This is a genomic window from Natronorubrum aibiense, from assembly GCF_009392895.1.
GTDB lineage: Archaea > Halobacteriota > Halobacteria > Halobacteriales > Natrialbaceae > Natronorubrum > Natronorubrum aibiense.
In genome coordinates this window covers 320,742-338,465 of the sequence record NZ_CP045488.1, presented here as the reverse complement: position 1 = coordinate 338,465, position 17,724 = coordinate 320,742, and the positions used below count along the sequence as shown (strand labels likewise).

Below are 17,724 nucleotides of genomic sequence, written 5' to 3'. Positions count from 1 at the left end.
TTCTCCCTCGAGCATGCCGTGAGATGGATTATTGATCGGTTCTGCGGCGTGTCGGGAGTTCCGAGGGACGCAACTCGTCGCTCGAGTCGCGTCAGTCTGCCAGCGGCGACTCGGTTCCGCGGACGCTGTCGACGATGACGTCGCCGTCCGATCGGGACGCGATCCAGAACAGTTTGTAGGCGTCGACAGCCCGTTCTAAGGACACTGCCGGTGTGGAGCTGACGGCGACCGTTCGCAGCGTCCAGGTAAACACGGCGTCCTCGGCCTTTTCGCGGGTCTCTACGTCGGAGAGTTCCGACGGGATGACGAGGACGTCGTCTAGCGTTCGCGTCGTCGTCTCCGGGACCGTGTCGGCCCGGACCGCGAGCCGGCGCGATCGATCGACGGTGACGACGTACGAGATGTCGCGGTCCGCGATCAGCGGCCGCTCGACGGTCGCGGTCGCATCGTAGACGCGATAGGGATACGCGACGGCCCCGACGCGGCCGTTCGAGTCGACGTCGTCGCGTTCCACCGACGGGGTGATGACAGACAGGGCCGTACGCTCGCAGTGGCCGCTCTCGAGGTCCGTGGAGCCGATCCGGCGTCGGTGGCCGTCACTCTCGCTCATCTACTCGTCGCCCTCCTGCCAGTAGTCGCTGGCAGCGACGTGGGCGCGAATGTTGTCGGTCTCCGTGACGGCCTTCGGGTTGATGTCGCGACCGCCGTCGGTCACGTACTCGGGTGCTCCCGTCTGGCTCTCGGCGCTCGAGAGCGCCGAGAGCGGTTTGTCGAACACGTCGAAGTGGTTGTCGACGCCCTCTGGCGGGCGCGTGAGAAGTGAGACGGCGATGAGCGTCGTTGTCGAGAGGACGAACGCCGGGAACAGGCCGTAGACGTCGACGAGACCGGTGAGGAACGAGGAGCTCTCGACTGCGCCGGAGAGTCCGACGGCCTCGATGACGGTCGACAGTTGGGTCCACAGGATCATCGTCGTCGTTCCGACGATCATACTCGCGACGGAGCCTTCGGCGGTGACGCGTTTCCACCACAGTGCGGCGATCAGCGTCGGCCCGATCGCTGCGCCGAGACCGCCCCAGGCGTAGTCGAGGACGAGCGTGTAGATCGGGGTGTCCTTGGCGAGGTAGGCGAAGGCGATACTCGCCGCACCGAGACCGAGCGTCACGGCCTGTGAGTACCGAACCAATTTCTCTTGGCTCGCGTTCGGATTGATGTAGCCGTGATAGACGTCCTCGACGATTGCGCTGGTCGCGACGAGCAGCTGCGAGTCGGCGCTGGACATCATTGCGGCGAGGGCCGCTGCGAGGATGATCCCTGCAATAGCTCCGGGGAAGAACTCGAGCGTGAGCATCGGCATGACGTTGTTCGGGTCGTCGATGCCGCCCTGGCCGAAGGCGACCAGCGCGTACAGTCCGACGAAGCCGGCGCCGATGTAGGCGACGAACATGAACAGTTGGGCGACCAGCGCCGCCAGCCGGATGTTCTTCACCTCGTCGATCCCCATGAACCGCACCATCACGTGCGGGTTCCCGGGGATGCCGAGCCCGATAGCAGCATAGCTGATGATGCCGAAGATCGCTGCCCAGCCGGTCATCCCGGCCGTGACGCTCGTGTACGAACTCCCGACCGAGGCGAGGTCGTTGAACGGAAATCCGTAGGTGGTGAACGCAAGTACCGGCAAGACGATGAACGCGATCAGGATGATGGCTCCCTGGAAGTAGTCGGACCACGCGACGGCGAAGTAGCCGCCGAGGATGGTGTACCCGACAACGATGACACCGCCCGCGAGGATTCCGACCAGCGGCTCGACGCCGGTGAGCACTTCCAGCAGCGTCCCGGCGGCGACGATCTGGGCACCCACGTACCCGCCCTCGAAGATCATCAACACGAACGCGGAGACGCCTTTGACGAGCCCGGTGTCGTCCTGCAGACGCGTCTCGAAGAAGGTCGGCAGCGTGACCGCTTTCACGATCTCCGTGTACTTCCGGAGGCGCTTTGCGAGCCCGGCCCACGCGAACAGGTCGGCGGGGATCATGCCGAGCCCGTTGTAGAAGGCCATCACACCCGTTCCGAACGCGTCGCTGGGAACGCCGAGCGTGAGCCACCCGCTCATCTCGGAGGCGCGTTCGGAAAAGCCCGTAACGACGGGGCCGACGCTTCGGCCACCGATGACGTAGTCGTCGACTGAGTCCATAAGTTGGGACGCGTACAGCCCGATTCCGAGCAGAACGAGGAGGTACGCTGCGAACGTTCCGAGGACCCAGATGCCGGCCGAGCCGGCGATTCCCTCACTGGCCATACTCCGCCTCCTCGTATCGCTCTTGCAGTCGCTTTTCTCGCCGCCCCTCCCAGACGTAGTAGACGCCGAGCATCACGAGATACACCACGAAGGGGCCAAACAGCCACAATAGATCGACCGAACCACTCGATAGCATTATTGTCGTGTCGACACCTCCCGGATATAAGCCCGTCGAGGGAGAATTCCATCGGTCCGCTGACGCTCGAGTTAGTAGAACGCGGACACGGCGAGGACGACGGCCAGTCCGAGCGCGGGGTAGTCGACCCGTGAAAACGTCAGCGCGGGCAGTGTGGGGTTCCAAGCGAAACAGCGCGCCTGTAAGGCGAGTGCGAGTCGATCCGCTCGGTCGAACGCCCTCGAGAGCGCGAGCAACGAGAGCGTGCTGGCGCGGTCGATAACGCCGCGCTCGTCGCCCAGCCGGGCCGCCATCGCGTCGCGGATCGTTCGGAGATCCGCCTGCAAGACCGGCAGGAACCGGAAGACGAGCGCGACGCCGATACCGAGCACCTGTCCGGGTTTGCCGGGGATCGTCCGCTGGATCGCGGCTCGAGACGCTCGCACCGGCGTCGAGCGGATATATGCTGCGCTGACGAGCAAAATGAGCAGGACTCGGTAGCTCGCTCGTGCGGAGGTTCCCGCGTCCGTGGAATCGAACCACGGCGCACCGAGGGTCAATCCTGAAACCAGTGGCGCGACCGCGAGGATGACGAGCGCAAAGCGGTAGGCGTAGAGTGCCTCGAGCACCGACAGTCGGGCGAAAACGAGGATCAGCCCGGCTACGACGGAGAGGGCGAGTAGCGCCCGTGGACTGGTGTGGGCCAGCGCCGTCGTCGCGAAGCCGATCTGGAGCGCCAGCTTCGAGCGGGGGTCGAGCCGGTGGGCGAGCGTGTCGTCAGGGGCGTAGGTAAGCATCGTCGGTGGTTAGGTGTCGGGGACGCGAACGTCGAGTCCCGCCAGTGCCTCGAGTGCGCGTTCGGGCGAGTCGTCGACCACGACGCGGCCGTCTTTCATGGCGACGATACGGTCGGCGAGGCCGACGACGTCTCGGAGGTCGTGGGTCGTCAATAGAACCCCGGTGCCGTCGATGGAGAGCGACTCGATGCGCTCGAGAACGGACCGCCGAGCGGGGTCGTCGAGTCCGGTAAAGGGTTCGTCGAGGACGAGATGGTCCGGGTTCATCGCGAGTGCGCCCGCGATGGCCACGCGGGACTGTTCGCCCCCCGAGAGCGCGTCGATGCGCTCGTCGCCGCGACCGGCCATGTTGACGGCGTCGAGGGCGGTTTCGACTCGCCGATCGATCGCCTCGCGCGAGAGGCCGAGGTTTTCGGGCCCGAAGGCGACGTCGGCACCGATCGTCGCGGCGACGAACTGGTCGCGAGGGTGTTGAAAGACCATCCCGACGCTCGAGCGGGCGGCGATCAGGTCGTCCGCAACAGGGGTTCCATTGACGAGCACGTCGCCAGAATCGGGCTCGAGCAGGCCGTTGCAGTGGCGCAACAGCGTCGTCTTCCCGCTGCCGTTGGCCCCCGCGAAGAGGACGAACTCGCCGTCATCGATCGACAGTGAGACGTCCTCGAGAACGGGAACGTCGTCGAACGCGTAGGTGACGGACCGAAACTCAATCATTTGAGGTTGGCGGCTGGTGTCGCCCGTTCACGATCGAACCGGCCCGATGCGGCCGCTTTTGACGATCGCGATCGCCGCGGCGATCTTGAGCAGTTCGCCGGGGATAAACGGCAGCGCGCCGAGAGTGATCGCCTCCCACGCCCCGATCTCGAGGAGCCAGGCCATGTAGCCGGTGCCCATGCCGTAGATGAGGATCGTCCCGGCGACGAGCGCGACGATGACGACCGGAAGCGAAACGGCAGCAGGATCTCGAAGCTCGGTGTCCCGATGGATCACGAGTCCGATCAGGCCGGCGGCGAGCGGGTACGACCAGAGGTAGCCGGCCGTGTTGCCGACCAGTACGCCGAGTCCCGCACTCATCCCCGAGAAGACGGGCAGCCCGATGGCTCCCGCAGCGAGATAGAGGAGCAGCGAGATGGGTCCCCAGACCGGCCCCAGGACGAGACCGGCGAGGAAGACGAACAGCACCTGTAAGGTGATCGGTGGTGCCGCCGATAGCGGGATCGGGATCGAGACGGGCGCTGCCGCACCGAGCAGCGCTGCGAGCAGTGCCGCTCGAGCGAACTGACGAACGACGTCGCCGTCGACGAGCGCGACCGAGTTGTGTTCCGTTGCCATACCACCGTCACTCTCGTAAACCTAGTTCAACACTTCGGTTTCCGAGACGCGCGACAGCCACTCGTCGTCGACCGTCGAAAGGTTCGACGTAACTCGGGGCGCTTGTGTACGGCCCGAAACAGGCCGCTACCTCTCATCCTACTGGCCACTCGAGTTAGCCGACCCAACGGGGGCTCGGCGGCGATGGTCTCGACACCGGTCGGCGATCGACTCGCTCGAACTGTCGCGTCCGGTGACGATAACCTCGTATTGTGTCTCTCGCCTAACTGAAACGACCAGCGGGGCTTATTGACTCGGTCAGACCGGTGGTGGGAAACCGATGTTATTCATGCGAACTATTAACAGTCGACACTATCAGGGGGCGTCCCGGAGACAGCAGTCGGCCCTCGGTGGGGTAGCGATCGGCTGGGAGCCGACCACGACCGCCCGTGGGGGACTCGAGTCATGAGCAGTCGGGGTGCGATCGCCGTGGTGCTCGTCGTTGCGCTGTTGATGACGAGTGCGATGGCACTGCCCATGCTCGGTGGTGGGTTCGTTCCGACCGATGATGGCAATGACGAGCGTACGCACGACACGGCCGGCGAATCGCCAGAGTCGGCGGACGGCTCACAGACCGAACTCGGCTCCAGTTCCGACAGCGTTGCCAGCGACCTCGAACTGGTGTCGATGGAGTCAACGGTGGAGACAGACGCCACCAGCGGCACCCAGGGGTCGCTGTCGATCCAACAAGAAGACGCTGTCGAGGCCGGCGTCGATGAGGGCATCGAACTGGCCCAATCGCAGGGTGTCGAAGTAACGCAAGAGCAACGAGCGGCGGCGCTCGAGGGCGCACGTGAGTCGGTCATCCAGCATCAGCAAGCCGACGTCGGGCAGGTTCAGGAGGCGACGACGGGGGCTGTCCACGGCTCGCTGATGCAAGCCCAGCAGGTCGAAGCCGAACAGGTTCAGTACGCCGTCAGCGGGGCGACCGACGGCGCGCTCGCTCAATCCCAGACGGTCTCGGCGAGCCAGATGCAGAGTGCGACGTGGGGGGCCGCACACGGCGCGATTGCTCAGGAACAGCGCGTGACCGTCGAGCAGATTCAGGTCGCAGCCCGCGGCGGGGCCGCCGGAGCGGCGAGCGAGGCCGGGGATAAAGACATCACCCACGCGCCGAAGATCCAGGAAGCCGCACAGGGCGCATCCTACGGCGTGCTCGAGCAGTACCAGAAGATTACGGCTGAACAGCGCCAGCAGATCACTCTGGATCATGTCCAAAACGCGGCCGCGGGTGCATCCGCGGGCGCGCTCGAGGGGAGCAGCGAGACCGTCCTCGAGCAAGAACAGCGTATCGAGGTCGGACAGTACCAGCGGGCGACGGTCAAACAGATCCAGAAGGCCGCGACCGGGGCTGCGAAGGGAGCGCTGGTCCAGCATCAGGAAGTCTCGGTCGAGCAGACACAGGCCGCCGCACGCGGAGCGAGCAAAGGGGCGTTGATACAGGTCCAGTCGATCAGTATCGAACAGGTCCAACGGATCTCGATCACGCAGATTCAGGAGGCATCCTTCGGCGCGGCCAAGGGAGCAATCAGCCAGAGTCAGGAGGCATCGGTCGAGCAGATTCAGGCCGCTGCTGACGGGGCTGCCGGCGGGGTGCTCGTCCAGTACCAGGAAATTTCGATCACACAGATCCAGTCCGCCGCTGTCGGTGCCGCACAGGGCGCGGTTGGGACGGCGATCCAGTCGCAGACCGTCGAAATCGAACAGATTCAGGCCGCTGCGTTCGGTGCGGGTCAGGGTGCCGTGATCCAGCGGCAGGTCGTCGACGTGACGCAAGTTCAGGTGCTTGCCGCGGGCAGCGCAAGCGGCGTGCTGGAACAATCCCAGGAAGCGACCGTCGAACAGCTCCAGCTCGCAGCCAGCAGTGCCGGTCAGGAGACGGCCCGAGTGGTACAGTACCAGCAGATCAGCATCACGCAGTTGCAGGTACTCACGTCGGACGCCGCAGCCGACGCCACGGCGTACGCGGTCGAGGAAGGGGTCGACGACGACGCGGCGACTGCCGACCTCAGCCAGTTCCTCGAGGCCGACCTCGAGCAACGCGTCGAGGAGATCGACGCCCTCGAGGGCCAAGCGACGGTCTCGTTCACCGACCAGGAGCGCGACGACGACGCGGTCGTCATCGACACTGTCGACCTCTCAGAAGGCGGCTTCGTGGCGCTCTACGACGACGGCACCGTCGATCCGGCTGCTGTGGTCGGCGCGTCTGCGTACCTCGAACCCGGATCGCACAGCGACGTCGAGATCGATCTCGAGGACCCACTCGAGGGCGAGCAATCGCTCGTCGCAGTGGTCCACCACGACACGACCGGCGACGAGACGTTCCAGTACGCGGAGACGGACGGCGCGGAGGACGAGCCGTACGTCGCTCCCGGCGGCGGTCCGATCCTCGATACGGCGCTGGTGACCGGTGGTGCGGTCGACGGCGTCGAGGAATCCGAGGGAACTGACGAGCCCGAGGAATCGGCGGACGACGACGAGCCGGACGCGACCCTCGAGGTGAGCGATCAGGAGGGTGATGGCGAGACGCTCGTCGTCGACGAGGCGAGCGCCGACGTCGAGTTCACTGTCACGGCCACCGCCGACGACACGATCGTCGAGAGTGATACGTTCGAGGCCGAGGAGACGATCACTGATCTGGAACTCCCCCTCGAGCCGCCGCTCGAGGACTCCACGACCGTCGACGTCTCCGTTATCGGTCCCGACGGTGACGAACTCGCGACCGAATCCCTCGAGTACACGCTCGCGGACGAGGAGGGAGCGGAGCCAGTCGATGACACGAACGAGACGGACGAGGAGGGAGCGGAGCCAGTCGATGACACGAACGAGACGGACGAGGAGGGAGCGGAACTCGCCACGCTCGAGGTGGCCGATCAGACGGGCGACGGCGAAACGCTCACCGTCGACGAGGCGACTGCGTCGGTCGATTACGCGCTCACCGTCACCGACGAGGACGGCGAGCAACTCGTAGAGAGCGAGCCGTTCGAGCGAAACGAGACCGCGTCGGCCGTCGATCTCGACCTCAAGCCGCCACTCGAGACCGATTCGACGCTCGAGGTGGCCGTGGTGTCACTCGCGGAGCTAGACGATCAACAGGTCCTCGAGAACGAGACCGTCGAGTACACGCTCGAGGACGAGCCGACAGCGTTCGACGTCGAGTTTACCGACTGCTCGCAAGCCGAGGTGACGGGCTCGTTCGAGGACGGAGAGACGGTCATCGTCGCCACCGGGTTCTACGAGTCGGGCGGCTTCGGCAACACGATGGGCGAGTACGCGATCACGATCGGCGAGGACGTCGACGCGCCGTTCGAGGGAACGATCACGTACGAGACCGGCGACGAGTTCACCGTCACCGAGACCGACGACGGTGCGACCGTTACCGTTCCCGAGGGCGACTTTGGTGCCGCAATCACCGGTGTCGCCTCGCCCGACGCGACGCCGGGCGAGATTGACTACCCGAACCCCGACGCAGAGGCGTGTCTCGAGGACGTCCGCCCCGAACTCCCCGAACTCAGCGTCGAGGAGACGACGCCGACCGAGGACGGCATCGAGGTCACTTTCGGCTACGAGAACCCGAACGACGCGGCCCTGCTCGTCGACAGCGAGTTCGTTGAGGGGGCGACCGCGGACGAGCCAGTCGACGAACTCGAGCCCGGACAGAACACGTTCTCCGTCGAGTGGACGCCTGAAAGCGACGACGAGCGGCTCGTCTGGGCGGTCGACATGACCAGATACGACTACGACGCGGACGCCGTCGACCCCGCGACGACCGCGACGGCCGGCGAGATCGTGCCGAGCGAACCGGCCGAGTTCGCCGTCTCAATCACGGAGACGACCGATTCCGTCGAACAGGGAACGCTGCTCGAGGTCGCCATCGAGGTCGAGAACGTCGGCGGCGAGGCGGGTACCCAGGAGATCGAACTCGCCGTCGGCGACACTGTCGTCGATGCCGCGACGGTCTCGCTCGAGCCCGGCGCGGCGGAGACGCTGACGCTCACCGCGGACACCGCCGCACTCGAGCCCGGCGAGTACCCGGTTACTGTCTCGAGCGAGACCGAACTCGTCGAGACGACGGTGACGATCGAGTCGGTCGATGAGCCGGACCCGCCGACGGAAGACGGGCCGACGGAAGACGGACCGACGGAGGATCCGTTCGATGAGGGGCCGACCGACGAGCCACCGGATGACGGACCGACGGAGGATCCGTTCGATGAAGACCAATCTGATGATCCGTTCGACGAGGGACCGTTTGACGATCCATTCGCCGGGCAGTCGGCATCCTCACCCGTTCCCGGTAGTCCGGGCTCGGTCGGTGTTACGATAGCCCGGACTGCGGGATAGTCAGCTGAAGACGCCAACGGCTGACTCACAGAACTACAGTGCCGTGGTCGTCCCAATCCCGTCGGCCATTTTTCTCGGTGTCCTACTGTGGTGGCAAAAATCGCTCGAGTCGTTCCGCGGTCGCTGTCTCAGTGCTGGTGACCGGTCGCTTCGCCGTAGGTGACGCCGAACCGTTCCTCGAACAGGTCCATGATACGGGCTTCCTGGGCCTCGAGCTCCTCGTTTGCGCCCTGTCCGTGGTGGACGAGATGGTGGGCGCGGCTGGCGAACGACAGCAGCGCGACGTCGCCGATCGTCTCGGCCTCGGTCTGGTCGCCCTCCGCGACGAGATCGATGAGTCCGGACGGAATCGTCACTTCGTCGGTCGTGTCATCGTCGGTGCTGATCGAGACGGTCGTGGTTTCGACGTCATCGCTCATACCCGTACGGTCGGGCAGCGCACCTATAGGTGCTGTGGCTTCGGAGTGTGTATCCGCAGACGGCAGGTCCCGACAGTCAACAGCTACCCGTCGACGGCTGCCGCCTTTCGGACCGACTCCCAGCGCCCTTCCGACTCGAGGTGAGCCTGCAACTCCTCGGCGTACTCTTGGGTGAGCCGTTCGGCGGCCCGCAGTTTCTCGGCGTCGCCGTCGCCGTCGTCGCCACCGCCCAGCCCGAGCGCGCCCTTGATCGAGCCGAAGAGGCCGCCGCTCGAGGACCCACCTTGCTGGCCGGCTCCCTGCCCACCCATCGCGCCCATTCCAGTCGGCATGTTGTCGAGTTCGGGGATGATCTGTTCGACGCTGTCGGTGTTGGCGACGATCCGTGCGCGGTCGGGGTCGTCGGCATGTTCCATCTCGAACTCCGTAGCGGTCATGATCAGACTCCACTGCTGGTTCGAAAACTCCGAGTCCGCGATCCGCGTCGAAAACGACTGATCGACGGTCATTCGCGCGCCGACGATCCGGTCCGTCCACGAGTTGTCGCTCATAGCAGCCGATTGGTGTGGTGGCTGTATCAGCGTTTTTATCAGACCGAACACACGACCCGGTGTCGGTGCCGCTCGACCGTGACTCGCGTTACTCGAGTCGGTCGGACGTCTCTGCGTGTTTCGTCGACAGTTCGACGTAGCGATCGGCCGTCGCCCCGAGATGCGGGTCGTCGATCTCAGTTTTCACTTCGGCGGGTGTTCCAGCGACGAGCGTCGACGGCGGGATCTCGGTGTCTTCGGTGACGACGCTGCCGGCCGCGACAACCGCGCCCTCGCCGACGTGGCTTCCGTCGAGGACCACGGCGTTCATCCCGACGAGCGCGCGCTCAGCGACAGTCGCGTCGTGGACGATGGCGCTGTGGCCGACCGTCGAGTACGGCTCGAGGACTGCGTCTTCGTGGAGGACGGCGTTGTCCTGGACGTTTGCGCCTTCGCCGACGACGATCTGGCCGTGGTCGCCTCGAAGGGTCGTGTTCGGCCAGACGCTGGCGTCCGCCTCAATGACGACGTCGCCAATCACGACCGCCGCCTCGTCGACGTACGCCGAGTCAGCAACCTGTGGTTCCGTTCCGTCGAACGAACGTAACATGTCAGCATCTGTTTCGGGAACTGTCTTGAAGATGCTCATTGCCGAACGTCTCCCGTTTCGCGTCTCTCGACGCGACGAGCCGTCCTGTGTGGGGAGACACAGCCACAGTCGCCACCGAATCGGCGTTCCAACATACGTTGGCATCACGGCTATCATCCCGTCAGAACAATCTCCATTTGCGGCGGACCCTGACCGAACTATCGGAGGGCATCCGTCGTTGTGTCATCCCACACATCCGAACCACCACTAGGTCGACCCCACACCCCCTCCTGCTTCGGTCTTCCGCTGTCGGCTCCACAACGCGTACTTACTCTTCGTCGAATCGCTCCGAGAGTCGGTCGAACCGCTCTTGCATCGCTTGCCGCCGGTCTCGCGTCTCCGACGATCGGTACGTCAGCTCGCGAAGTGTCTCGCCCTCGAGGTCGACGTCGAACACGGCTCCCTCGTGGCGGCCGTCTTCGGGCAGTCGCTCGACGGCGAGCGTGCGTTCGTCGACCACTGTCCCGTCGACCTCGAGCAACAGGACGGCCCATTCGTCGTCGACGAGCCGATCGAGGACTGCGGTGTCGAAATCGGTCATGTGTCGACAGTAGGGGTGACTGCCGTATCAACCACCGGCCACGGTGTGGTCGCTGCCGGACCTGCCTGCGGTCGCTCGGCTACTCGTGGTGGCGACAGCGACGAACTCGACGTGTCGTCCGGCGACTGGGCCTCGTGTTTTCGCTCGAGCAAGGCCGCGGGGTCGGCCGTCGCCTCGCGTTCTGCCGTGACGGCTACGTCGTTGCCGTCCGTCGTGAGGACGACGTCGCCGTGGACGCCGGTCCAGTACGTTTCGATGCCGCGCTCGGCGAACGACTCGAGGACCTCGTCGTGGGGGTGGCCGTACTGGGATTCGAGTGGGCTCGAGATGACGGCGATCTCGGGGTCGACTCGCTCGAGAAACGGCAGTGTCGACGACGTCGAGGAGCCGTGATGGCCGGCCTGATAGGCGTCGGCCGCGAGGCCGTCGTCGTGTGTCTCGAGCAGTCGCCGTTCGGCCGTTTCGTCGACGTCGCCCGTCGTCAGGTAGGAGAACGACCTGAACTCGACAGCGAGGGCGACGCTGTTGGCGTCGAGGCCGACCCCGGACTCGTTTTCAGGTGGATTCAACACAGTCGCCTCGACGCGCTCGTCCTCGAGATCCAGTGTGTATCCCTCGGAAACCTGAATCAACGTGACCTCGTGGTCCTCGATGGCATCGAGATAGCCCTCATAGGTCTGGCTCGTGTGGACAACACCCGAATCGTAGACTGCACCGACTCCCTCGCCGTGCTCTTCGAAATGCTCGATAACGGCCGCATGGCCGCCGATGTGGTCGGCGTGAGCGTGGGTCGCTACGAGGTGGTCGATCCGGTCGATATCCTGCGTCTCGAGGTAGTCGATGACTTCCTGTCCGTCCGCTCGCCAGTCGCCCGTATCGATCAGTATCGTCTCCCCAGTGGGCGTCACGAGCAGCGTCGAATCGGCCTGCCCGACGTCGATGTGGTGGACCTCGAGTTGTCCGTCGATATCGGTAGTATCGGCGCCCTCATCCGCGCCAGCGCCGCCGAGACAACCCGATAAAACGAGCAACCCTGCCACCATCACGACCCCCACCCCGCGTCGGCGTTGCATGCCCAAATCGAAGATATCGTCGGATATGTGGGTTGTGATCACCGCACATTACTGTCACTCGAGCGTACTGATCGGTCGCCGCCGGCCCCATCCCCCGCTCGAGGCGGCACGATCACACGCCAGGATTTCGGCCTGTTGTCGAGTCTCGAGGGCGATTGGTGGCGGTATCAGACAGGCGGCTGTCCGTCAGTGCCGGCACACTGTGCCCCAGTCTGTGAGTGTGCCGGTCCCCAGTGACAGCCGACGACTTAGAAGGCGTCGGCGTTGACGGTCGTTTCGGCGTGCAGTTCGTCTTTCAGCGCGTCGTGGACCTTACAGAGTTCGAAGGCGCGTTCGACGACCTCGTCGGCGGTGTCGTCGTCGATCTCTGCCTCGACGTTGATTTCGAACGCGATCGACTCGAGTTTGTCGTCGTCGTTGAGTTCGCCGCTGGTCTCGATTTCGATCTTTCCGAGGTCGTCGGCCCCGCGCTGTTGGCCGCCGACTCGCAGCGCCGGCACGTAACAGGAGCCGTAGGCCGCCAGCAGGGCCTCGAGCGTGTCGGGTGCCTCTTCCCCGTTCGGATCGATGGTGGTCTCGAACTCGCGGATCTCGTTCGTCGAACTGAACCCCTCTTCGGAGACGGTGGTGACTGCTTTCGTCATCGCACTCGAGACGTCCACACCCGGTGGTGTAAACGTTACTGGTGGTCGTATCGGCCAATCGGCACGAGGCGAACCGCATGGAAAATCGGTGACTGGAGCGAGCGACGGCCCAGACTCAGAGTTCGAACGGTTCGTCGGCCTCGGCGATCACGACGTCGGCGTCGCTGCCCGTCGCTTTGACTTCGCGTTCGAACTCCTCGGGATCCTGTTCGATCGGCGGGAACGTATCGTAGTGCTGTGGGATGGCGTAATCGACGTCGAGCCAGTCGACGGCGACGGCGGCCTGCCACGGCCCCATCGTGAAGTGGTCGCCGATCGGGACGGCGGCGACATCCGGCTCGAGATACGGACCGACGACCTCGCGCATCTCGGTCATCAGCGACGTGTCGCCGGCGTTGTAGAACGTCGTCGACTCCTCATCGCTAACCTGCGTCGGTTTCGTATCGGAGATGACGAAGCCGGCGGGCATGCCGCCGCTGGCGTCGCTTTCGGTCATGATCCCGTTCGTGTGGTCAGCGCGAACCATCGTCACGAACGCGTCGCCACACTCGACGGTGCCGCCGATATTCATCCCCATCCCGCCGACGGCGTCCTCGAAGCCGAACTCGTCCTGACAGTAGGAGACGAGTTCCGGCGTCGCGACCAGCGTGGCGTCCGAGAACGCCCCCGCGTCAGCGATGTGATCGGCATGGCCGTGTGTCAACAGCACGTAGTCCGGCGTGTCGATATCGTCCGGCTCGAGGTCCGTTTTCGGGTTGTCGAAGAACGGATCGATCAACAGCGATGTCTCTCCGACGGTGACGTGCCACGTCGAGTGGCCGTGCCAGGTAATTTCCATAGCGTACGCCAGTTCGGCCGAACGCGACTTAAAAGTAGGCGCGAGCGATCGAACCGACTTCTAACGACCGCCGGAACGCGGTCGGCGTCGATGCACGTCGTTTTGTATCCCGATGCCGTACTGGAGGTATGCTCACACTGTCGCTCGAGGAGTTCATGATAGAGCTAAACGAGGGGTCGATCAAGAACGTCGGACCGACGAACAAGTCGGCGACGGTCAAGCTGTTCGACGTCGAGTCCGCCGAGGCTCGCGAGTTCGGCGACAAGCGCGTCAAACTCGTCTTCGACGACGAGGACGGGAACGAGATTCAGGTGTCGTTGTTCCCCGAAGACGTCCGGAAACTCGTCAGCGACATCGAGAAACTCGAGGACGACTCGCCGGTTTTCGAGTAAGCGATCGTTCGCACGCGCCGTGTAATAATGGCGAGTGCATTTCGACAACCGTTTTAGGGCGAAACTGCTTGGTTCGAGTAGATGGGTAACTGTATCATCTGTGGCACACCCGTTGACGGCGAGATCTGCGAGAGTCACGAGGAGGACGCTGTATTCGAGTTTCACGGCAGCGCTCCCTCGCAGCTCACCCCCAACCGCTACTATCGGGGAACCGTCGACGGCTACGCCGACTTCGGCGTCTTCGTCGACATCGGCGATCACGTCACCGGCCTGTTGCACCGAAGCGAACTCGACCAACGACTCGAGAGTCTCGACTGGGAGCCTGGCGACGACGTCTACGTTCAGGTCCTCGACGTTCGAGACAACGGAAACGTCGACCTCGGCTGGTCGATCCGCCAGCGCGAACGCGAGTTCCGCGGCAAACTGATCGATACGGGCGACGGCGAACGTCGTCCCGAGGAGTTCGAAGATAACGACGAAGCGGCCGACGAAGCCGCCGCCGAAGCCGCTGACGACTCCCAAGACGACGTCGAGGCTGGCGACCTGCAGACGGCCGCCGACGAATCCGCAGCCGACGACGGCACCGGCGCACCGAGCGCGTCGGACACCGTCGCCGCCGGAAGCGGCTCCGTCGCAACCGAAAGCGCCGCTGCATCGACGCCGACAACCGACGCCGAACCCGAGTCCGAACCGTCGTTGAACCGAACCACGATCGACACGATCGACTCGCAGGTCGGCAGCGTCGTTCGCCTTGAGGGCGAGATCACCGGCGTTCGCCAGACCAGCGGACCGACCGTCTTCGAACTTCGTGACGAAACCGCGACCGTCGAATGCGCCGCCTTCAAAGAGGCTGGCGTTCGCGCCTACCCCGCCGTTGAAATCGAGGATGTCGTCGCCCTCGAGGGCGAGGTCGAACGCCATCACGGCGAGTTGCAGGTCGAAACCGAGTCCCTCGAAATCCTCGAAGACGAGGCTCGAGAGACCGTTCGCGACCGACTCGAGAGCGCACTCGAGAGCGAGGCCCGACCGGCCGACGTCGACCTGCTGGCCGACCACGACGCCGTGACGGCCGTCGAAGACGGGATCGGCGACGCGGCGACCGCGATCCGCCGCGCTGTCATGGAAGCGCGTCCGGTCGTCGTCCGCCACGGCGCGACTGCCGACGGCTACGTCGCCGGCGCGGCGATCGAACGCGCCGTCCTCCCGCTGATTCGCGAGAAACACACCCGCGACGATGCGGAGTATCACTACTTCGAGCGCCGACCGCTCGACGGCCGCGTCTACGATATGGACGCCGCGACGAACGACGTCACCTCGATGCTCGAGGCGCTCGACCGCCACGGCGAGCAGCTGCCGCTGGTCGTCCTCGTCGACGCTGGCTCGACAGCCGAGTCCGTCGACAGCTACGACCTGCTCTCGCTGTACGACGCCGAGACGGTCGTCATCGACGACAGCCGCGCCGACGACGAGATCGCCGACGCCGTCTCGGTCGCCGTCGCCCCGTCGCTCGACGGCGTCGACGTCTCGGATTTGACGTCAACGGCACTCGCCGCTAACGTCGCCGCTCACATCAACGACGACGTTCGCGACGACCTCGAGCACCTCCCAGCGGTCAGCTACTGGGAAGACACGCCCGAGAGCTACGTCGACCTCGCAACCGACGCCGGCTACGACGAGACGGCCGTCTCCGAGCGCCGCGAAGCCGTCGCCCTGCAGGCGTACTACCAGTCGTACAAGGACAAACGCGAACTCATCATCGACCTGCTGTTCGGTGACGGTGAGGCGACGGCGCCGCGAGACGGTAACCTCGCCGCTCACGTCTCCGAACAGTTCCGCGCGAAACTCGAGACCGAACTCGAGACCGCTCGCGAGAACTTAGAGATCGAAGCCGTTGACGGCGTAACGGTCGCCGTCCTCGACACCGACGCGTTCGTCCACCGGTACAACTTCCCGACGACGACGCTGTTGCTGGACGCGCTCCACCGTCGCCAGCGCGACGAAGGGCCGTTCGTGACTCTCGGTATCGGCGACGACGAACTCCACGTCCGAGCGACGGAGTCTGTCGATGTCCGCGAACTCGGTGACGCGATCGCTACTGCAGCGCCGAACGCCGGCGTCGGCGTCGTCGGCGGTCAGGACGGCCACGTCGAGTTCCTGCCCGGCGAACGCGACGCCGTTCGTGCGGCCGCACTCGAGGCACTCGGCGAGACGCTCGCGTAACACGCGCTCTTCTCCGCTGTCCACACCGGTCACGAGCGGTCGCGCTGGGCTGTCGAATCGCGACCAACTCAATCGATATCTGGTTTCGGCCGAACAGGACGCGTATGGGACTGCTCGAGTCGACCGGACGCCAGCGCGATGCAGCCCGTGGGTGAGAGTCCGTGAAAACGCGACCGGAATCGCATCGATGCTCGTGACGGCGGTCTGGCTCGGCGCGATGTTCACCGGTCAGTCGTGGTGGCTCGCGGCGTTGCTCGTCGGCTACATCGCCGTCGTCCCGCTGGTCGCCCTGCTGTTCGGCGACGAAGCCGACCGACGGGAGTGGTGGGACGACTGGGCGACCGACTCGAAGACTGAAACGGACACCACGGCGTCGACGTCGAGTGAGGAATCCGACGCCGAGCGACGCGGTGCCCTCGAGACGCTTCGCGACCGGTACGCCGCGGGCGAGTTGACCGACGAGCAGTTCGAACGCAAACTCGAGCGACTGCTGGAGACGGAGACGCTCGAAGACGCCGCGGAATGGCGACGCGAGAGTTACGAGAAACGGACGCGAGAGCGGGAGTTCGAGCTGTGAGTGAGCTGCGCCAGGCACCTGTTCGCTGATCGTCGTGACCATTACGACGAGACAGGTCTGGAGTCGGCGCGGATCGAGTCGAACACGCGGGTCGCCCACTCACGGGCGATCGCGGCGTCGGTGTCGACGAACACTCGCATCGTCCCGGTTTCCTCGTCGTAGCCGCCGATGCCGACGCGGTCGTCGAACAGCGCGAGGCCGTACGGTAGGGCGTCTCTCGTTCGGACGGCGACGTTACCCTCGTCGATGGCCGTTGCGAGAGCGGTGTCCGATTCGTCTCGAAGGGCCTCGACGGCGTCCGGAACGTACACGAGTTCGGCGGTTCGATCCTCGAGCAACCGATCGGCGGAGTCCTCGGCCCCAGGCGGGATCATATGCGTCGTGTTGAATCCGCGGAACGATTCGCTCTCGCGGAGGAGTGACAGGAAGCGTGCAATCGGCGCGTAGGGATCTGAGGGGGTGGCGACGGTTACTGTGGCGTCGGCAAACGGTTCGATGACGAACTCCTCGTGGTCCTCACAAATGTACTCGAACAGCGGGTCCAACCGTCGGGCAGTCCGGAGGTACCCCTCGAACTTGCAGACGCCGTCAGCGACGACCCGTCCGAGGCCCGTCAGCCGATAGCGCCCGTCGACGCGCTCGCCGTAGCCGTGTTCCTCGAGCCAACGCACGAACCGGTGGCTCGTCGCCTTCGATACCTCGAGTTCGGCCTCGAGGTCGCGTCGCTCGAGCGGCTCGGCCAGCAGCGCCCGCAACAGGTCGCCGTGTCGGACGATGTCGATCATCGCTTCGGTGTCCGGAAACGGGTCGCGGTCGCGTCGCTGCTGGTCGCGCCGAACGCGTCGGTCGTATCGGATGAGTTCGTCGAGGAAGTGCTCTGTCACGGCTCGGCCACCCTTTGGCTCCTGTTACCACGTG

At 65.0% G+C, this 17,724-nt stretch carries 18 protein-coding genes; 4 read left to right on the top strand and 14 right to left on the bottom strand.

Annotated features, from left to right (window positions below; all coding sequences use genetic code 11):
• Positions 1 to 91 precede the first annotated feature (91 nt).
• The 6 genes from GCU68_RS01700 to GCU68_RS01680 form a co-directional block, all read right to left on the bottom strand.
• Positions 92 to 610 carry a hypothetical protein gene (locus GCU68_RS01700; protein ID WP_152938741.1) on the bottom strand — a complete coding sequence of 173 codons (519 nt, stop codon included), beginning with the start codon at positions 608 to 610 and terminating at the stop codon, positions 92 to 94.
• Positions 611 to 2,299, bottom strand: a complete 1,689-nt coding sequence (locus tag GCU68_RS01695) for a sodium/proline symporter (RefSeq protein ID WP_152938740.1) — start codon at positions 2,297 to 2,299, stop codon at positions 611 to 613.
• Entirely contained in the window at positions 2,289 to 2,435 is a 147-nt protein-coding gene (locus tag GCU68_RS21170) for a hypothetical protein (RefSeq protein ID WP_168927060.1), read from the bottom strand. Before GCU68_RS21170 ends, GCU68_RS01695 begins: the two co-directional genes overlap by 11 nt.
• Positions 2,436 to 2,506: 71 nt before the next feature.
• On the bottom strand, positions 2,507 to 3,211 hold the full coding sequence (locus GCU68_RS01690; RefSeq protein ID WP_152938739.1) for an energy-coupling factor transporter transmembrane component T family protein: 705 nt from the start codon (positions 3,209 to 3,211) through the stop codon (positions 2,507 to 2,509).
• A 9-nt stretch (positions 3,212 to 3,220) separates the two neighbouring features.
• Positions 3,221 to 3,925, bottom strand: coding sequence for an energy-coupling factor ABC transporter ATP-binding protein (locus GCU68_RS01685; RefSeq protein WP_152938738.1), 705 nt, complete (start codon positions 3,923 to 3,925; stop codon positions 3,221 to 3,223).
• A gap of 27 nt (positions 3,926 to 3,952) precedes the next feature.
• Positions 3,953 to 4,543: a biotin transporter BioY gene (locus GCU68_RS01680; protein ID WP_152938737.1), complete on the bottom strand. Its 591-nt coding sequence runs from the start codon at positions 4,541 to 4,543 to the stop codon at positions 3,953 to 3,955.
• A gap of 444 nt (positions 4,544 to 4,987) precedes the next feature.
• On the opposite strand from GCU68_RS01680, the gene GCU68_RS01675 reads away from it, so the two are divergent.
• Positions 4,988 to 8,923 (top strand): DUF7282 domain-containing protein, encoded by a 3,936-nt coding sequence (locus tag GCU68_RS01675; RefSeq protein WP_227014903.1) that lies wholly within the window; start codon positions 4,988 to 4,990, stop codon positions 8,921 to 8,923.
• Positions 8,924 to 9,051: 128 nt separating this feature from the next.
• Here the strand turns inward: GCU68_RS01675 and GCU68_RS01670 are convergent, their stop codons facing one another.
• From GCU68_RS01670 to GCU68_RS01640, 7 genes are all read right to left on the bottom strand, one after another.
• Positions 9,052 to 9,342 (bottom strand): DUF7545 family protein, encoded by a 291-nt coding sequence (locus tag GCU68_RS01670; protein ID WP_152938736.1) that lies wholly within the window; start codon positions 9,340 to 9,342, stop codon positions 9,052 to 9,054.
• An 83-nt stretch (positions 9,343 to 9,425) separates the two neighbouring features.
• A complete protein-coding gene (locus GCU68_RS01665) occupies positions 9,426 to 9,893 on the bottom strand; it encodes a DUF5799 family protein (RefSeq protein WP_152938735.1) in 468 nt (155 codons plus the stop codon).
• 88 nt (positions 9,894 to 9,981) lie between these two features.
• Positions 9,982 to 10,521, bottom strand: coding sequence for a gamma carbonic anhydrase family protein (locus tag GCU68_RS01660; RefSeq protein ID WP_227014901.1), 540 nt, complete (start codon positions 10,519 to 10,521; stop codon positions 9,982 to 9,984).
• Between the two features lie 268 nt (positions 10,522 to 10,789).
• Positions 10,790 to 11,062, bottom strand: a complete 273-nt coding sequence (locus tag GCU68_RS01655) for a DUF3006 domain-containing protein (RefSeq protein WP_152938734.1) — start codon at positions 11,060 to 11,062, stop codon at positions 10,790 to 10,792.
• Positions 11,059 to 12,135, bottom strand: a complete 1,077-nt coding sequence (locus GCU68_RS01650) for a ComEC/Rec2 family competence protein (RefSeq protein ID WP_152938733.1) — start codon at positions 12,133 to 12,135, stop codon at positions 11,059 to 11,061. Before GCU68_RS01650 ends, GCU68_RS01655 begins: the two co-directional genes overlap by 4 nt.
• Positions 12,136 to 12,383: 248 nt before the next feature.
• Complete coding sequence (locus GCU68_RS01645) at positions 12,384 to 12,779, bottom strand: OsmC family protein (RefSeq protein ID WP_152938732.1); 396 nt, start codon at positions 12,777 to 12,779, stop codon at positions 12,384 to 12,386.
• Between the two features lie 115 nt (positions 12,780 to 12,894).
• Positions 12,895 to 13,617 (bottom strand): metal-dependent hydrolase, encoded by a 723-nt coding sequence (locus GCU68_RS01640; protein ID WP_152938731.1) that lies wholly within the window; start codon positions 13,615 to 13,617, stop codon positions 12,895 to 12,897.
• Between the two features lie 128 nt (positions 13,618 to 13,745).
• On the opposite strand from GCU68_RS01640, the gene GCU68_RS01635 reads away from it, so the two are divergent.
• The 3 genes from GCU68_RS01635 (at position 13,746) to GCU68_RS01625 (ending at position 16,806) form a co-directional block, all read left to right on the top strand.
• A complete protein-coding gene (locus GCU68_RS01635) occupies positions 13,746 to 14,009 on the top strand; it encodes a hypothetical protein (protein WP_152938730.1) in 264 nt (87 codons plus the stop codon).
• Between the two features lie 81 nt (positions 14,010 to 14,090).
• Positions 14,091 to 16,229 (top strand): DHH family phosphoesterase, encoded by a 2,139-nt coding sequence (locus GCU68_RS01630; RefSeq protein WP_152938729.1) that lies wholly within the window; start codon positions 14,091 to 14,093, stop codon positions 16,227 to 16,229.
• A 187-nt stretch (positions 16,230 to 16,416) separates the two neighbouring features.
• Entirely contained in the window at positions 16,417 to 16,806 is a 390-nt protein-coding gene (locus GCU68_RS01625; protein ID WP_152943540.1) for an SHOCT domain-containing protein, read from the top strand.
• Positions 16,807 to 16,847: 41 nt separating this feature from the next.
• On the opposite strand, the gene GCU68_RS01620 is transcribed toward GCU68_RS01625, so the two are convergent.
• Positions 16,848 to 17,690 (bottom strand): helix-turn-helix transcriptional regulator, encoded by an 843-nt coding sequence (locus tag GCU68_RS01620; protein WP_227014899.1) that lies wholly within the window; start codon positions 17,688 to 17,690, stop codon positions 16,848 to 16,850.
• Positions 17,691 to 17,724: the final 34 nt, after the last annotated feature.

What these genes read in the sequence shown, in the direction of transcription:
- GCU68_RS01700 (WP_152938741.1), bottom strand. Translation starts at nt 610, where the DNA reads ATGAGCGAGAGTGACGGCCACCGACGCCGGATCGGCTCCACGGACCTC.
- GCU68_RS01695 (WP_152938740.1), bottom strand. Translation starts at nt 2,299, where the DNA reads ATGGCCAGTGAGGGAATCGCCGGCTCGGCCGGCATCTGGGTCCTCGGA.
- GCU68_RS21170 (WP_168927060.1), bottom strand. Translation starts at nt 2,435, where the DNA reads ATGCTATCGAGTGGTTCGGTCGATCTATTGTGGCTGTTTGGCCCCTTC.
- GCU68_RS01690 (WP_152938739.1), bottom strand. Translation starts at nt 3,211, where the DNA reads ATGCTTACCTACGCCCCTGACGACACGCTCGCCCACCGGCTCGACCCC.
- GCU68_RS01685 (WP_152938738.1), bottom strand. Translation starts at nt 3,925, where the DNA reads ATGATTGAGTTTCGGTCCGTCACCTACGCGTTCGACGACGTTCCCGTT.
- GCU68_RS01680 (WP_152938737.1), bottom strand. Translation starts at nt 4,543, where the DNA reads ATGGCAACGGAACACAACTCGGTCGCGCTCGTCGACGGCGACGTCGTT.
- GCU68_RS01675 (WP_227014903.1), top strand. Translation starts at nt 4,988, where the DNA reads ATGAGCAGTCGGGGTGCGATCGCCGTGGTGCTCGTCGTTGCGCTGTTG.
- GCU68_RS01670 (WP_152938736.1), bottom strand. Translation starts at nt 9,342, where the DNA reads ATGAGCGATGACGTCGAAACCACGACCGTCTCGATCAGCACCGACGAT.
- GCU68_RS01665 (WP_152938735.1), bottom strand. Translation starts at nt 9,893, where the DNA reads ATGAGCGACAACTCGTGGACGGACCGGATCGTCGGCGCGCGAATGACC.
- GCU68_RS01660 (WP_227014901.1), bottom strand. Translation starts at nt 10,521, where the DNA reads ATGAGCATCTTCAAGACAGTTCCCGAAACAGATGCTGACATGTTACGT.
- GCU68_RS01655 (WP_152938734.1), bottom strand. Translation starts at nt 11,062, where the DNA reads ATGACCGATTTCGACACCGCAGTCCTCGATCGGCTCGTCGACGACGAA.
- GCU68_RS01650 (WP_152938733.1), bottom strand. Translation starts at nt 12,135, where the DNA reads ATGCAACGCCGACGCGGGGTGGGGGTCGTGATGGTGGCAGGGTTGCTC.
- GCU68_RS01645 (WP_152938732.1), bottom strand. Translation starts at nt 12,779, where the DNA reads ATGACGAAAGCAGTCACCACCGTCTCCGAAGAGGGGTTCAGTTCGACG.
- GCU68_RS01640 (WP_152938731.1), bottom strand. Translation starts at nt 13,617, where the DNA reads ATGGAAATTACCTGGCACGGCCACTCGACGTGGCACGTCACCGTCGGA.
- GCU68_RS01635 (WP_152938730.1), top strand. Translation starts at nt 13,746, where the DNA reads ATGCTCACACTGTCGCTCGAGGAGTTCATGATAGAGCTAAACGAGGGG.
- GCU68_RS01630 (WP_152938729.1), top strand. Translation starts at nt 14,091, where the DNA reads ATGGGTAACTGTATCATCTGTGGCACACCCGTTGACGGCGAGATCTGC.
- GCU68_RS01625 (WP_152943540.1), top strand. Translation starts at nt 16,417, where the DNA reads ATGCTCGTGACGGCGGTCTGGCTCGGCGCGATGTTCACCGGTCAGTCG.